The 14,195-nt window shown below is 66.5% G+C and carries 14 protein-coding genes; 9 read left to right on the plus strand and 5 right to left on the minus strand.

Annotated features, from left to right (window positions below; genetic code table 11):
* Positions 1-98: 98 nt before the first annotated feature.
* Positions 99-1,481 carry a glutamate decarboxylase gene (locus tag L1080_RS04820; protein ID WP_250768706.1) on the plus strand — a complete coding sequence of 461 codons (1,383 nt, stop codon included), beginning with the start codon at positions 99-101 and terminating at the stop codon, positions 1,479-1,481.
* A 15-nt stretch (positions 1,482-1,496) separates the two neighbouring features.
* On the opposite strand, the gene L1080_RS04825 is transcribed toward L1080_RS04820, so the two are convergent.
* Positions 1,497-2,183 (minus strand): hypothetical protein, encoded by a 687-nt coding sequence (locus L1080_RS04825; RefSeq protein ID WP_159925472.1) that lies wholly within the window; start codon positions 2,181-2,183, stop codon positions 1,497-1,499.
* 100 nt (positions 2,184-2,283) lie between these two features.
* Here L1080_RS04825 and L1080_RS04830 point away from each other — a divergent pair, with 100 nt between their 5' ends.
* Both L1080_RS04830 and L1080_RS04835 read left to right on the plus strand, forming a co-directional pair.
* Entirely contained in the window at positions 2,284-3,147 is an 864-nt protein-coding gene (locus L1080_RS04830) for an AraC family transcriptional regulator (protein WP_159925473.1), read from the plus strand.
* Positions 3,148-3,151: 4 nt separating this feature from the next.
* Positions 3,152-3,547, plus strand: a complete 396-nt coding sequence (locus L1080_RS04835) for a VOC family protein (protein ID WP_159925474.1) — start codon at positions 3,152-3,154, stop codon at positions 3,545-3,547.
* A gap of 14 nt (positions 3,548-3,561) precedes the next feature.
* On the opposite strand, the gene L1080_RS04840 is transcribed toward L1080_RS04835, so the two are convergent.
* Together L1080_RS04840 and L1080_RS04845 are read right to left on the minus strand one after the other, a co-directional pair.
* A complete protein-coding gene (locus L1080_RS04840) occupies positions 3,562-4,596 on the minus strand; it encodes a glutathione S-transferase family protein (protein WP_250768709.1) in 1,035 nt (344 codons plus the stop codon).
* A gap of 31 nt (positions 4,597-4,627) precedes the next feature.
* A complete protein-coding gene (locus tag L1080_RS04845) occupies positions 4,628-5,332 on the minus strand; it encodes a GNAT family N-acetyltransferase (protein WP_250768714.1) in 705 nt (234 codons plus the stop codon).
* Between the two features lie 80 nt (positions 5,333-5,412).
* Between L1080_RS04845 and L1080_RS04850 the strand changes: the two genes are divergently transcribed.
* From L1080_RS04850 to L1080_RS04870, 5 genes are all read left to right on the plus strand, one after another.
* On the plus strand, positions 5,413-6,015 hold the full coding sequence (locus L1080_RS04850) for a PadR family transcriptional regulator (RefSeq protein WP_250768718.1): 603 nt from the start codon (positions 5,413-5,415) through the stop codon (positions 6,013-6,015).
* A gap of 2 nt (positions 6,016-6,017) precedes the next feature.
* Positions 6,018-7,532 carry an MFS transporter gene (locus L1080_RS04855; RefSeq protein WP_250768722.1) on the plus strand — a complete coding sequence of 505 codons (1,515 nt, stop codon included), beginning with the start codon at positions 6,018-6,020 and terminating at the stop codon, positions 7,530-7,532.
* 26 nt (positions 7,533-7,558) lie between these two features.
* Positions 7,559-8,365, plus strand: coding sequence for an enoyl-CoA hydratase/isomerase family protein (locus L1080_RS04860; RefSeq protein ID WP_250768725.1), 807 nt, complete (start codon positions 7,559-7,561; stop codon positions 8,363-8,365).
* 78 nt (positions 8,366-8,443) lie between these two features.
* Positions 8,444-9,634 (plus strand): class I adenylate-forming enzyme family protein, encoded by a 1,191-nt coding sequence (locus L1080_RS04865; RefSeq protein WP_250768728.1) that lies wholly within the window; start codon positions 8,444-8,446, stop codon positions 9,632-9,634.
* 26 nt (positions 9,635-9,660) lie between these two features.
* The gene (locus L1080_RS04870) at positions 9,661-10,626 is read left to right on the plus strand and encodes an adenosine deaminase (protein WP_109331763.1); all 966 of its coding nucleotides are present in this window, start codon (positions 9,661-9,663) and stop codon (positions 10,624-10,626) included.
* Between the two features lie 3 nt (positions 10,627-10,629).
* Here the strand turns inward: L1080_RS04870 and L1080_RS04875 are convergent, their stop codons facing one another.
* Together L1080_RS04875 and L1080_RS04880 are read right to left on the minus strand one after the other, a co-directional pair.
* Positions 10,630-11,994 (minus strand): amidase family protein, encoded by a 1,365-nt coding sequence (locus tag L1080_RS04875; RefSeq protein WP_250768731.1) that lies wholly within the window; start codon positions 11,992-11,994, stop codon positions 10,630-10,632.
* Positions 11,995-12,004: 10 nt separating this feature from the next.
* Positions 12,005-13,321 (minus strand): D-arabinono-1,4-lactone oxidase, encoded by a 1,317-nt coding sequence (locus tag L1080_RS04880; protein ID WP_250768734.1) that lies wholly within the window; start codon positions 13,319-13,321, stop codon positions 12,005-12,007.
* A gap of 101 nt (positions 13,322-13,422) precedes the next feature.
* Here L1080_RS04880 and L1080_RS04885 point away from each other — a divergent pair, with 101 nt between their 5' ends.
* A complete protein-coding gene (locus tag L1080_RS04885) occupies positions 13,423-14,067 on the plus strand; it encodes a TetR/AcrR family transcriptional regulator (protein ID WP_250768737.1) in 645 nt (214 codons plus the stop codon).
* The last annotated feature ends 128 nt before the right edge of the window (positions 14,068-14,195 follow it).

Consider the following 14,195-nt stretch of genomic DNA (forward strand, 5'->3'; position numbering starts at 1 on the left):
CGACTCGACCCTACTGGGCAGCCGTCCCGATATTCACCAACTGGCGTACAGGGCTCTTCGGCGCAGCGCATCCTGTATGAAGTCGATTGGGGGCATACATGAGCAAGCACCACCACCATCACCGAGATGTTCTGGCGCCGGCGTACACGGGGCGAATGTCGGTGGAACCGTTCCCGGCGCTGCGGTTGCCGGACGAGGAAACCGATCCGCAGGCGGCCTACCGCTTCATTCACGACGAGCTGATGCTCGACGGTAGCTCGCGGCTGAACCTCGCTACGTTCGTGACCACGTGGATGGATCCCGAGGCCGACAAGCTGATGGCGGAGACGTTCGACAAGAACATGATCGACAAGGACGAGTATCCGGCGACGGCCGCGATCGAGTCCCGGTGCGTGTCGATGGTTGCTGATCTCTTTCACGCGCCGGATCTCTCCACCACCGACCCGGCCAGCGCTACGGGTGTCTCCACGATCGGGTCCAGCGAGGCGGTGATGCTCGCCGGTCTCGCACTGAAGTGGCGATGGCGCGCGCAGCGTCAAGAGGCAGGCAAGGACGCCACCCGGCCGAATCTCGTTCTGGGCAGCAATGTTCAGGTGGTGTGGGAGAAGTTCTGCCGGTACTTCGACGTCGAGCCGGTCTACCTGCCGATGGAGAAGGGCCGGTACATCATCACGCCGGAGCAGGTACGGGGTGCGGTCGACGAGAACACCATCGGGGTGGTGGCGATCATCGGCACTACCTACACGGGTGAGCTCGAACCGGTGGCCGAGATCGCCGACACACTCGAGCAGCTGGCGGCGTCGGGGGGTCCCGACGTCCCGATTCATGTCGACGCGGCCAGCGGGGGTTTCGTGATCCCGTTCCTCCAACCGGAACTGTTGTGGGACTTCCGGGTCCCACGAGTCGTCTCGATCAATGTCAGCGGCCACAAGTACGGGCTGACGTATCCGGGTATCGGGTTCGTCGTGTGGCGCGCCGGTGAGTATCTGCCCGAGGGGCTGGTGTTCCGGGTCAACTACCTCGGCGGCGATATGCCGACGTTCACGCTGAACTTCTCGCGTCCCGGCAATCAGGTGGTGGGGCAGTACTACAACTTCCTGCGCCTCGGCCGATCCGGGTACCGGGCGATCATGGAGACGTTGCGCGACACCGCTGTCCGTGTGGGTAAGCGCATCGCCGAAATCGAGCACTTCACGTTGATCAGCGACGGAAGTGACATCCCGGTGATCGCCTTCGAGCTCGTCGGGGACCCCGGATTCACGGTCTTCGACGTGTCGCACGAACTCCGGGCGCGGGGTTGGCAAGTGCCTGCCTACACGATGCCTGCAGACGCAGAAGAGGTGGCGGTGCTGCGCATCGTCGTCCGCGAGGGGTTCAGCGCAGACCTGGGATCGCTGGTCTCCGAGGCGATCGAGGAAGTCTGCGCGGAACTACGCGAGAAGGGCGGCGGACATTCGGCGGCGCAGCACTTCGCGCACTGATCTGCGCGAAACCGGTCAGGCCTCGATGACTCTCAGCTGATCCGGCCAGCGGGCAGGTGCGGGACCGAAAGCTTCGCGCGCATTCTTCACGACGCCCTTGCCGATGGCCCGGTTTCCGGCGCCGCCGATCGCTGCGCCGATCCCGGCAGGCACGAGTTTGCCGAGAATCAGCGCACTGCGCCGGGCCGCGTACTTGGTGACGAACTTGCGCAGCAGGCGGCTGTTCATGCCTCTCATCGTGGGGCCCGGGATGCGGCTGGTGATGGCCGTCCCCCAGTTCTTCGCGGTCACGCCCGTCGCCTTCTGGACGATCTCCATGCCCGATTCACCGAGTGCGACGGCCAGGACGAGCGCCCGGCGCTGTTGATGATCGGTGGCGGAGATGCCGTGCACCGATGCCACGGCGAGCGTCAGCAACGCCGCTGATTCGAGGAAGAACGCGGACTCGGCGCCGACGGCCGCAATCGATGCCACCGTCCCGACACCGGGAACCGCGGCCGCGGCGCCCACTGCGCTGCCGCTACCCGTCACTGCCAGCAGGAACATCTTTTCCATGCGCTCGACGATCTGGGCGGGCGATTCGTCGGGATGTGAACGCCGGACCCACTCGACGTACTTGGCCACAGCGGGTGCCTGCAGTCTGCTCCCGTTGTCCAGAACCGAGACCAGGGCCTTCTCGATCCGTCCACCATTGTCAGCCATCGGGGCTCCCGTCTCGCCGTGTACTTCGAGTGTGCCGGATACGACTGTAGGTGGGAAAAAGACGGTGGCCGACGGCGGTGGCGGTGCTTACGCTGTTGTCGTGACTGTCGCGGGCAGCGTTTCTCCGGTTCGGGGCGTGTCCGACGGTGCACGCCGTCGACCGGCCCCGCCGCTGCGCGCCCTGGTGTCGGGGTACGAAGGCTATCGCCTGACGGGATTCGAGCCCGGACTTCACCTCGGTCTGCCCTCGCCGTCGCTCACCGTCGTCGTCTCGCTCGATGCGCCGCTCGAGATCGCCGAGCAGGCCGCGCCGGAGCAGGCGCCCGGCTTCTACGACACGCTTGCCAGTGGCATCGCGACGGCCCCGGTGACGATTCGGCACGACGGCAATCAGCACGGGATCCAGCTGGCGTTGAGTCCCCTCGGTGCGCGGGCTCTGCTGGGCGTGCCCGCGTCGGCCCTCGGTGCCTGGGTGGTCGGACTCGACGACCTCCTCGGTGCCGATGCGACGGAACTGGTCGAACGGCTGTCCCTCGAATCGGTGTGGGAGGAGAGGTTCCGCATTCTCGACGAGGTACTCGGGCGGCGCATCGCCGACGCGGAGATCGACCCCCATCTCGTGCAGGCCTGGACGTTGCTCGCCGGTGAAGGGGCAGTGCGAGTGAACGCGGTCGCTCGCGACATAGGTTGGAGCAGAAGGCATCTGGTGAACCGATTCGTTGCGGAGTACGGCGTCACGCCCAAAGATGTGGCGCGGTTGTCGCGCTTTCACCGCTCGCACCGGATGCTGAAGCGGGCCCACTGCGCCACGCTCGCCGAGGTCTCCGCACGATGCGGCTATTACGACCAGGCTCACATGGCCCGCGACTGGCGTGACCTCGCGGGTGTCGCACCGTCGCGGTGGCGCGAGAACGAACCGTTCTCATTTGTCCAAGACTCCGACCACGACGACGGCGCAGAGTGACGACATGACTACTTCGACGCAAATTACGTGTGTATGGCCCACCCTCGTCTACCGCGACGCGCGCGCCGCGATCCGCTTCCTCGTCGACACCTTCGGATTCGTCGAGAAGGCGGTGTACGGCGAGGGCGACCGGGTGGAGCACGCCGAACTCGGCTGGCCGAAGGGCGGCGGCATCATGCTCGGCTCGCCCAGTGAGGACTCGGTCATCAGCGACCTGCCGCCAGGGACGGGCTCGGTGTACCTCGTCGTAGACGACCCCGACGCGCTCCACCAGCGCGCGGTCGCTGCCGGGGCCACGATCGTTCGCGGACTGCGGGACGAAGACTACGGATCGCGCGGATTCACCTGCCGTGACCCCGAGGGCGTGTTCTGGAGCTTCGGCACCTACACCGGCGCGTAGACGGCCCCACCCGCTCAGGCGCCGTGGCCCGCGGGCACTTCCTCCCCGGTCCGCGGCGGGGGCGGCGGTGTGCCGGTCCCGAACGGCCTGCCACCGAGCTCCTCACGTCCGTGCGGCTGCAACCAGCCCGACAGGTCCGGGCCTTTCGGGACGATTCCGGTGGGGTTGATGTCGGTGTGCACCATGTAGTAGTGCTGCTTGATCTGAACGAAGTCGATGGTGTCTCCGAATCCCGGGGTTTGGAACAGGTCACGCGCGTAGCCCCACAAGGCAGGCATCTCACTGAGCTTGTTGCGATTGCACTTGAAATGCCCGTGGTAAACGGAATCGAAGCGGGCCAATGTGGTGAACAACCGCACGTCCGCCTCGGTGATGGTGTCGCCGACGAGGTACCGGCGGGTGGTCAGCCGCTCCTCGAGCCAGTCGAGGCGCGCGAACAGGCGGTCGTATGCGGAATCGTAGGCGCTTTGTGAGCCGGCGAAACCACAGCGGTACACGCCGTTGTTGACATCACGGAAGACGAACTCGGCCACCTCGTCGATTTCGTCGCGAAGCTCCTCCGGGTACAGCTCGGGCGCTCCCTCGCGGTGGTATTTCGTCCACTCGGTGGACAGATCGAGGGTGATGTGCGGATAGTCGTTGGTGACCACCTGCCCGGTGGGCACGTCGACGATCGCGGGAACGGTGATTCCGCGCTCGTAGTCCGGGAAACGCGCGAAGTAGGCGTCCTGCAGGCGCGGGATCTTCAGCACGGGGTCGACCTCACCCGGGTCCAGGTCGAAGGTCCAGCTCCGCTCGTCGTGGGTCGGGCCGCACAGGCCCATCGACAACACGTCCTCGAGTCCGAGCAGCCGCCGCACGATGATCGCCCTATTCGCCCACGGACACGCTCGCGCGGCCACGAGTCGATAGCGGCCCGGCTCGACCGGGTACCCGTCTCGTCCGTCAGCGGTGATCCGCGTGGCGATGTAGTGAGTGTCCCGAGTGAACTCGGAACCGGGTTCGACATAGCCGGCCGAACCCGATTCGTCCTGTTTCTGCTCAGTCATGATCGACCCGTCCTCGTCCGTCGATGGTGTCTCACAGCGTACTTCGGGAGACGGTGACCTCGATGTATGTTCCGAGTTCGCGGTAACCCGAGCGGGCAGCGAGCCGACAGGAGGCCGGGGCATCGCGCGGTGCACGGAACTGGGCGATCAGTCCGCTGTCGAGCGCATCGTCGGTGGCGATTCCGGCGGCCTGGGTGCCGAGCCCCCGGCACCGGAAGAGGGGAGCGGTCAGGACGGCGACATCGGCGACGAATCCCTGGAATTCGCTGTACCCGGCGGAACTGACCGGCTGCTGCGCGTCGTCCAGGATCGTGAACCACCGGTCTCGAGTGCTCAGGTGGGCTTCGGTCACGTCGTCCGGTGGGCAGGCGGTCTCCAGTTCCCGCACGTGCTCGCGGTCGTCCGACACCACAGGCGGTCGCCCGGTCGCCGGTTCCTGATAGTCGCTGGTGAACCACAGCGTGAGCGGTCCGGAGCAGCGGACCGAACGATCCTCGACGAGGCCGAGCAGAGTTGCGGGTTCGGTCAGGTCCCGGTCCGAGAGTCGTTCCGCGCGCCGGAGTATCCAGTCGGGACCCACCATGGCCGAGGTGCCCCGCAGGTCGAGGAAACGGAGGGTGTCCGCCTCGGGATCGGCACGGGTGGCCCGGCCGGGCCTGTCCGTGAGCGCGTCGTCGGGGAGTCCGAGTTCACGCGACCAGGCGAGTCGAACGATGTCGAGATGATGCGGATCCACGCAGCAACGGTAACCGCTGATCCCGTGTGGCCGGTCCGGTATATTCCGTGTGGAGTATTCGACGGCGGAAGGCGATGCGGATGGTGCTGACGCCGCTCGCCGTCACCATTCTCGGTTTACTCAACGAGCGAACGATGCACCCGTACGAGATGTACCAACTCGCCGACACCCGTCGCGGACGCCTGGTGAAGATCAGGCCGGGATCGCTCTACCACACGGTCAACAGGCTCGAGGCCGAACGCCTAGTGCGCACCACGGGCACCGATAGGGCGGGCAACCGGCCCGAGCGCACGATGTACGAGATCACGGAGTCCGGGCGGGACGCCCTCGGCCACCGGGTGAGCGACATGCTCGCCGCCCCCGCCCGGGAGTACCCGCAGTTCCCGCTCGCGCTCGCGGAGGCGCACAACCTCGAGTCGGGTGCGGTAGTAAACCTGCTGCGCGAGCGTCTGGGCCGCCTCGACCAGGAGATCGACGAACTCGTGGCCTCCGCCGACGGCAACGAGGCACCGCCGCGCATCTTCAGCCTGGGAAACGAGTATCTGCTCACTGTCGCCCGCGCGGAACGTGACTGGCTCCGCGCGCTCGTGAGCGATATCGACTCCGGGACGCTGTCCTGGCTGGAATTCCTCGAAGGCCTGACATTCGCACGCCCGGACCATTCCGGTTCAGCAAAGGATTGACGATGGATACCGAGCGCACCGCACGACTTGCCGCCGCCCCGCCCGAACAGGGCAACCCCTGGCCCGCCCTGTGGGCGCTGGTCATCGGGTTCTTCATGATCCTCGTCGACAGCACCATCGTGGCGGTGGCCAACCCGGCGATCCTGACAGACCTGCGTACCGACATCACCAGCGTGGTGTGGGTCACCAGCGCCTACCTGCTGGCGTACGCGGTTCCCCTCCTCGTCACCGGCCGGCTCGGTGACCGATTCGGACCCAAGAACGTCTACCTGATCGGGCTCGTGCTGTTCACCGGTGCATCGCTGTGGTGCGGCCTGTCCGGAACCGTCACGATGCTGATCGTCGCCCGGGTGTTCCAGGGACTCGGTGCCGCGCTGATGACACCGCAGACGATGGCCGTCATCACCCGTACCTTCCCGCCCGACCGGCGCGGCACGGCGATGGGCCTGTGGGGTGCGGTGGCGGGCGTCGCGACGTTGGTCGGTCCTCTCGCCGGCGGTGTGCTGGTGGACAACCTGGGCTGGGAATGGATCTTCATCGTCAACGTGCCGGTCGGCGTGATCGCGTTCGTGCTCGCATGGCGGCTCGTTCCCGCGCTCGAAACCCACGCGCACAAGTTCGACATCCCGGGTGTCGTGCTCAGTGCGTCGGGCATGTTCCTGCTTGTGTTCGGCATCCAGGAGGGCAGTTCGTACGACTGGTCGAGAATCGTGTGGCTGTCGATCGGCGCCGGGGTGGTCCTCATCGGGATCTTCGTCTGGTATCAGTCGTGGAATCGCAACGAACCGTTGCTGCCGTTGAGCTTGTTCCGGGATCGCAACTTCGCCCTCGCCAACGTCGGGATCACCGCGATGGGGTTCGCGGTCACGGCCATGGTTCTGCCACTGATGTTCTACACGCAGGGCGTGCGCGGCCTGTCGCCTACGGAGTCGGCCTTGTTGTTGGTGCCGATGGCCGTCTTCACCGGTGTGTTCGCCCCGTTCGTCGGGAGGCTGGTGGACCGCACGCACCCGCGGTACATCGCCGGGACGGGCTTCCTGCTGTTCGCGATCGCGCTGGGCTGGCTGGCGATGGTCATGTCGCCCGGTGTCGCCATCTGGCAGCTGCTGCTCCCCATCGGTCTGATCGGCGTGGCCAATTCGTGTATCTGGTCCCCGCTCGCTGCCACCGCCACCCACAACCTGCCGCCGCATCAGGCGGGCGCAGGGGCCGGCGTGTACAACACCACCCGCCAGGTCGGGGCCGTCCTCGGCAGCGCCGCCATCGGCGCGCTCATTACTGCGCGGCTGTCCGCGCAGGGGATGGCAGGCGGGAGCCAGGACGCCGGTGTCGGCGAGCTGCCCGAGGCCCTGAAAGACCCGTTCGCCACGGCCATGTCCCAATCGGTGTGGCTACCCGCCGCGATTCTGCTGGTCGGCTTCGTTGCCTCCGTCTGCTTTGCCCGCCCGCTGCGGGAGAAGGATTCCGACGACACTGTCGACGTCGAGACGAGCAGCGAATCGTCGCTACAGGACTGACGTTGCCGGTGTGGCAGTGTGGCGGCATGACCGATCCCGCTGTCGCATCGCACCCCACCCGACTCGAACGCGTCCGCACCGATGCGGGTGCCGAGTTCGCGACCCTCACGTTCGCCCACGGCCCGCTGAACCTCTTCGACCAGACCATGTTCGACGCCGTCCAGGCCGATGTCGCGACTCTCACCGAAGACCCGCCGCGTGCCGTGCTGCTGCGTGCGGAAGGCAAAGTGGTGTCGGCGGGCGTCGACGTCCATCTCTTCGACGGGCTCAGCGCCGAGCAAGCTGCGGATTTGTGGCAGCAGCTGTTCGCGGACATCTGCCATCCGATCGAGGCACTGCCGTGCCCGGTGGTCTACGCCGCCCATGGACTGACCCTGACCGCGGCATTCGAGATCGCCCTCGCCTGCGACATCATCCTGGCCGCACCGAAGGCGAAGTTCGGTCTGGTCGAGACCGTGGTGGGTCTGACTCCGTCGATGGGGGGACCTCAGCGACTGGCCGAGCGTGCCGGTTCCGGCCGTGCCCGCGAACTGGTGATGACCGGAGATCTGTACGACGCCGCGACACTGCAGGGTTGGGGTGTGGTGAACGCGGTCCACGACGACGTCGACACCGAGGCCCGGGCCCTGACCACGCGCCTCGCGGACGGACCGACCCGCGCCCACGATGCGACGAAACAGATCATCTCAGCGTGGCGATCCGGTGGAGTGGCGCACGCCGACTCGATCACACCGGAAGTGTCCGGCGCGCTCTTCGAAACCGAAGACCTGTCGGGTGCGGTCCGCAGTTTTCTTACCGACGGGCCGGGCAAGGCCTCGTACCGAGGCCGCTAGAGTCGCCCGACTGTGCACACGATTGTGACCGGCGTCATATAGTCGGGGCAGCGTTCCGGTCAGTCAGCGGAGGTCCACATGCCGTCGTCCCTCGTCGAGTACCCGTGCAGTTCCGCCTTCTTCCACGACGACCGGATGGCCCGCGGACGCGACGGCCTCCTCCGGTACGGCGGTCTCACGCCGTCACTGACCGAACTGCTCGACATCGCCGTGCACCGTTACGCGGGCAGGGTGGCGGTCGAGGAGGACGGTGGCCGGACGCTCACCTTCTCGCAGTTGTGGACGTCGGCTGCCCGGGTGGCCGGCGGCCTGAAGACGAGGGGAGTCGAGATCGGCGACCGGGTGGCCGTCCGGCAACCGGTGGGAGTGCGCTGGGTCGAAGCCTTCCTCGGGGTCCTCCTCGCAGGCGGGGTACCGGTCGGGGTGGGTCCGGAACTGGACCAGTCCGCCACCGACACGGTCCTCGCCGACAGCGAGTCGGTGATGGTCCTCGACGGGGAACTTCCCGACGGAATCTCGTTCATCGACGACGGCGCCGGTCCCGAGGAACTGGTGCTGCTGTCGTACACCGGTGACGGCTCGCCCAAGGGTGTCGAACTGAGCAACGAGAACGTCCTGTCCACCCTCGAATCGGTGATCCACGCGCGGCGGTTCAGCTCGGAGGGACTGCGTAACCTGCTGGTCGACCCCGAACTGCACACCGTCGGATCGCTCGTCGAATTATTGTCGACACTCGTGGTGGGCGGCACCGCCCTGTTGACGACGAGCACGGATTCCGCGTCGTGGCGTGGAACGGGCGCCGACGTTCTGACCGCGGCGCCGGCCACCCTCCTGCGTGCGGTCGAGGAGTCGCCGGTGACCAACTTCGGTCGTCGGCCAGTGCGGTGGATCGACTACAGCGGCGCCGGCCTGTCCGTCGAGCAGGCCCAGTTCCTGCGCAGAACATTCCCGGCCGCCAAGCACTTCCTGGGGTGGGGGATGACCGAAACGTGCGGCGCCGGACTGGCCCTTCCCGACGAATGTGCATTGACCCACGCCGGAAGTGTGGGAATCGCGTTCGGTGGAATGGAGGTGGCGCTGTTCGGCCCGGAAGCGCAGCACGGATTCGGTGAATTGTGCTGTCGGGGACCAGGTGTGACACGTGGCTACTGGAACCGCCCGGAGGCCACCGCACGGAGCTTCACGGGTGGCTGGTTTCACACCGGCGACACCGCGAGTATCGACTCCGACGGCTTCGTCCGTATCGTCGAACGCGACGTCGCCGCCTAGGCGCCGAGAAAGCAGGCACCATTCCCGTGAACCTCCCCGTCGCCGAGTTGCACATGCACATCGAGGGGTCGCTCGAACCCGAGCTGATCTTCGGGCTCGCCGAACGCAACGCGGTGCCACTGCCGTACGCAGACCTGGACGATCTGCGTTCGCGGTACGAATTCACCGACCTGCAGTCGTTCCTCGATCTCTACTTCGCCAACATGCAGGTTCTGCGGACCGCCCAGGATTTCGCCGATCTGACCCGCGCCTACTTCGCCCGGGCATCGGCGGCCGGTGTGGCGCACGTCGAGTTCTTCTTCAATCCGCAGGCGCACATCAATCGTGGTGTGCCGCTGACCGAAGTTCTCGACGGAATCATGGACGCTGTCGCAGGCAGCGAGCGGGAGTTCGGGCTCAGTAGTGCGGCTATCGCTGCAATTCTGCGTGACCGTCCGGTTAGCGAAGCAGAAGAGATGTTCTCGGAGATTCTCCGGTTGCAGTCTCCGATCATCGGGCTGGGACTCGATTCGGCGGAGAGGGGCAATCCGCCGTCACTGTTCGAGGACGTCTTCGCCCGCGCCCGCGCGGAAGGACTGCACGTGGTGGCGCACGCCGGCGAAGAGGGTCCGCCGGAGTACATCTGGCAGGCGCTCGACCTCCTCGGTGCCGAGCGCATCGACCACGGCGTGCGAGCCCTCGAGGACCCGGCGCTCGTCGAACGACTGGTGGACGAGGAGATTCCCCTCACCGTGTGCCCGCTGTCCAACGTGCGCTTGTGCGTTGTCGACTCGCTCGCCGAGCATCCCCTGCGGACCATGCTCGACGCCGGACTGGTGGTCACCGTGAACTCCGACGATCCCGCCTATTTCGGTGGATACGTCGACGACAATTTCGCCCAGCTGCGCGATCAGCTCGGACTCACGGACGCCGAACAAGACACGTTGGCGCGCAACTCCATCAAGGCCTCGTTCGCGACCGAGGCACGCAAGGCGGAACTTCTCCGGCGCTGAGGTTCAGTCGGTCAGCCCGGCGTCGCCGACACTGGTGACGGCCGCCAGCACGTCGCGATCGCGCCCGAAAGGGCCCACCACGCAGAGCCCGACCGGGATTCCGTCGTCCGTGCGTAGGGGCACCGTTGCACTGGGAAGGCCGGAGATGGTCGCCAGCGAGGTGAGCATTCCGGTGGTGCGCATGATGTTGCGGAAGCGTTCGCCGCTCGGGTCGTTCTGCCTCGGCGGCGCAGCCGAGGAGGTCGCAGGCAGCACCAGCAGGCTGTTTCCGATGAAACGGGTGATCGTGTCGGAGGCCTCGGCCAGCACTCTCATCTGACGGGCGTACGTCGAGTCCCAGATCCGCCCTGCGGCGGCGAAATTGCGGCGCGGTTCGTCACTGAGCGAGGTGATCGCCTGCCCGATCCACTCGCCGTGCAGCCGCCACGCCTCGTACCCCTGCACGTCGCTGACGGCGTCGTACCAGTCGGGTAGCCGGCCGATGTCCGTGTCGGTGCGCACGAGTCGCGGCAGGCTGCTCTTCTCCCAGGCGGTGAGTGCGCGCCGCACCGCAGCGAGGACCCCGGCGTCGGCGACGGCATTGATTCCGTCCGAACTCAGCGCTGTGGCGAAGGGGCGCTCCGCTGTGAGCGGAAGCAGCACGCCCGACACGGCTGCGAGAGTGTCGATGTCGCTGCACACCCACGCCGGAGTGTCGAAGGTCGGGCAGAGGGGAACGAGGCCTTCACTGGACACGGCACTGCGCGACGGCGAGAACCCGTACAGGCCCTGATACGACGCGGGGATGCGGACGGACCCGGTGGTGTCGATTCCGAGTCCGATGTCGGCCTCGCCCTGAGCGACCGCGCTCGCCGCACCCGACGTTGCTCCGCCCGGTAGGCGGTCCTCCGCCCGTGGATTCGGCGGTGTCCCGAACTGCTGATTGACACCCGAATGGCCGTAACCGAGATCGTCGGTCTGAGCAATACCCACGACCTCGGCGCCGTGCTCGAGAAGACGTGCCACCGCTATGGCGGTGGTGGTTTCGACGGGCGCCCCGGCCAGCCACCGCCCACTGCCTGCCCCGATCTGCCTGCCGGCCACGGCATACAGATCGGTGACGGCAACCCGTAGTCCGGCAAGCGCTCCGTCACCGGTCGGTGCGACGAGCGGAGCGCCCTGCAGACGCCACGTCGCCTTGTCGGTGGGCACGAACTCGGAGGTGCCTGCGTTCGGGTCGAACAGGCTGCCGTCGGGCAACGGGGGGACTTCCGGGTCGTGAAGTCGTTCGCCGCAGGCGCCGAGCACGGTGACGCCGAGCGCTGCCGCTCCGGAGATTCCGGCAACACGGAGAAATGCGCGACGATCGAAAGATCGACTGGGGGGCACCTAGACCACGTTAGCGACCGAGGACCTGCTGCAGGTACGCGTTGCCGAACATTCGCGCGGAATCGTACTTGTCGCGTGCGGAGACGAACCTGTCGAAGTCGGGGTAGGTGGTGCGCAGGTCGTCGGCCGTGCGGCCGTGCATCTTTCCCCAATGCGGACGGCCGTCCACATTGCGGGCAATGGCTTCGACCGCCGCGAAGTAGGGCTCGTGGTCGCGGCGGTAGTACTGATGGACCGCGATGTATGCGGTGTTCCGGCCGTTCGCCGTCGACAACCACACATCGTCCGCGGCGGCAAACCGCACCTCCACGGGGAACGCCACCGTGAAACCGGAGTTCTCGACCCACGAATCGATGGCGACGAGGACATCCGGGAGTGCCTCGACGGGTACCGCGTACTCCATCTCGCGGAACTTCACCCGCCGCTGCGAGGCGAAGACGCGATAACTCCGATCCGTGTACTCGCGTGTGCCCAGAACGCGGCAGGAGAGCTGGTTGATCTTCGGGATCGCCGACGGCGCAAGGGTAGCCACCCGATTGAGGCCCTCGAAGACGACATTGGTGAGCACCTCGTCGTCGACGTAGGCGCGGAGCGGGTGAAGGGGCGAGATCGGGGTGTCGCCGGGCAGCCGGGTATTGCGCTTGGTGAGCACCCGCCGAGTGTGGGGAAACCAGTAGAACTCGAAATGGTCCACCCCGGTGCGGTCGTGGTCGAGTCGATCGAGCGTCGAGTCCAATGACCCGGGCGCCTCCACGGCGTGCATCACGAAGTGCGCGACGCACTGCAGCGTGACCTTGGAGATGATTCCCACAGCGCCGAGGCCCAGACGCGCAGCCTCGAACAAGTCGGGATTTTCGGCCGGCGAGCATTCGACGATCGAACCGTCGGCCAGCACCACCTGCAATGCGCGGATCTGAGTGGCGAGGCCACCGAAACGCGCTCCGGTGCCGTGGGTGCCGGTCGAAAGGGCGCCCGCCACCGATTGCACATCGATGTCGCCGAGATTGATCATGGCCAATCCGCGGTGCCAGAGTTGTTCGTTCAGCTCGTGCAACCGGGTGCCCGCGAATACGGTGACGAGAGCGCCTGCACGGTCGTCGAGCGTCACGGAATCGATTCCGCTCAGATTGTCTAGGCTGACGAGAATCCCGTCCGTGACTGCGACCCCGGTGAACGAATGCGCAGCTCCCACCGCCTTCACACGCAGCCCTCGCTCCGCGGCCTCGGATACCAGGGCGCTCAGCTCGTCGACGGAACGGGGCGTCGCGTAACGGTACGGGCTTGCCGTTTCGGTGCCCGCCCAGTTGTGCCACGTGTCCTGTCCCATGGGCTCATCATGAACCTGGACGCTCGTCCAGGCAAATGACGGCTTCCGCGCAACCCCGTGTTGTTCCGTGCCGGTACCGGCTCAGGTCCTACGATCGGAGAATGCTGAACAGGCTCCCCGCGGACGAACGTCGCGCTCAACTCGTCGAATCGGCCCTCTCCATCGCGGAGCAACGTGGCGTCGCTTCGGTCACGGTTCGAGCCGTAGCCGAGGAGGCCGGCGTGTCGCTCGGGGTGGTGCATTACTGCTTCGAGAGCAAGGAAGAGTTGCTCGCCGCGATGGGGGAGAGCCTGATATTGCAACTCAGCGAGTCGATGAGGCTGGCTTTCGGTCAGGTGCGGCACGCGCCGGACCTGCGGGGGGCCGCGGGATTGCGTGAACTTCTCCACATCGGGATCAGCGGGATGTGGCCGATTATCGAGGCCACCCCGGACCGGCAGCTACTCACCTACGAGATCACCGCCCAGGCGCTGCGGCATCGCGCCTCCGGTAGTGAACGGGCGGGCGACATCGCCGGGCGGCAATACCGCACCATGGACCATGAGGCCATCGAGTTCCTCGCGGAGTGTGCGCGGATTTCCAACGTCGGCTGGAGCACTCCCGTCGAGTCCATCGCGCGTTTCGGCCTGGCCATGCTGGACGGGTTGGTGCTGCGGTGGCTCGTCGACCGCGACAGCGAGGCCATGATCGCGGCGCTCGACGACCTTGTGCACATCATCGCGTCGAAGGCCGTCGAGCACTCCTGATCCTGGGGATTCGACCGATCGAGACGATCTGGACAATCGTCCAACACGGTGGTTCACTGACGGTTCGAGTCAGCCTCCCGCGGCAACGATTGGACGAACCGTGACCCCCACGCTCGACCGCCTCATCG

The sequence above is a fragment of the Rhodococcus sp. MSC1_016 genome, from assembly GCF_023667485.2.
In the GTDB taxonomy this organism is placed as follows: domain Bacteria; phylum Actinomycetota; class Actinomycetes; order Mycobacteriales; family Mycobacteriaceae; genus Rhodococcus_F; species Rhodococcus_F oxybenzonivorans.

What these genes read in the sequence shown, in the direction of transcription:
- L1080_RS04860 (WP_250768725.1), top strand. Translation starts at nt 7,559, where the DNA reads ATGACCGATCCCGCTGTCGCATCGCACCCCACCCGACTCGAACGCGTC.
- L1080_RS04865 (WP_250768728.1), top strand. Translation starts at nt 8,444, where the DNA reads ATGCCGTCGTCCCTCGTCGAGTACCCGTGCAGTTCCGCCTTCTTCCAC.
- L1080_RS04880 (WP_250768734.1), bottom strand. Translation starts at nt 13,321, where the DNA reads ATGGGACAGGACACGTGGCACAACTGGGCGGGCACCGAAACGGCAAGC.
- L1080_RS04835 (WP_159925474.1), top strand. Translation starts at nt 3,152, where the DNA reads ATGACTACTTCGACGCAAATTACGTGTGTATGGCCCACCCTCGTCTAC.
- L1080_RS04820 (WP_250768706.1), top strand. Translation starts at nt 99, where the DNA reads ATGAGCAAGCACCACCACCATCACCGAGATGTTCTGGCGCCGGCGTAC.
- L1080_RS04885 (WP_250768737.1), top strand. Translation starts at nt 13,423, where the DNA reads ATGCTGAACAGGCTCCCCGCGGACGAACGTCGCGCTCAACTCGTCGAA.
- L1080_RS04840 (WP_250768709.1), bottom strand. Translation starts at nt 4,596, where the DNA reads ATGACTGAGCAGAAACAGGACGAATCGGGTTCGGCCGGCTATGTCGAA.
- L1080_RS04850 (WP_250768718.1), top strand. Translation starts at nt 5,413, where the DNA reads ATGGTGCTGACGCCGCTCGCCGTCACCATTCTCGGTTTACTCAACGAG.
- L1080_RS04825 (WP_159925472.1), bottom strand. Translation starts at nt 2,183, where the DNA reads ATGGCTGACAATGGTGGACGGATCGAGAAGGCCCTGGTCTCGGTTCTG.
- L1080_RS04855 (WP_250768722.1), top strand. Translation starts at nt 6,018, where the DNA reads ATGGATACCGAGCGCACCGCACGACTTGCCGCCGCCCCGCCCGAACAG.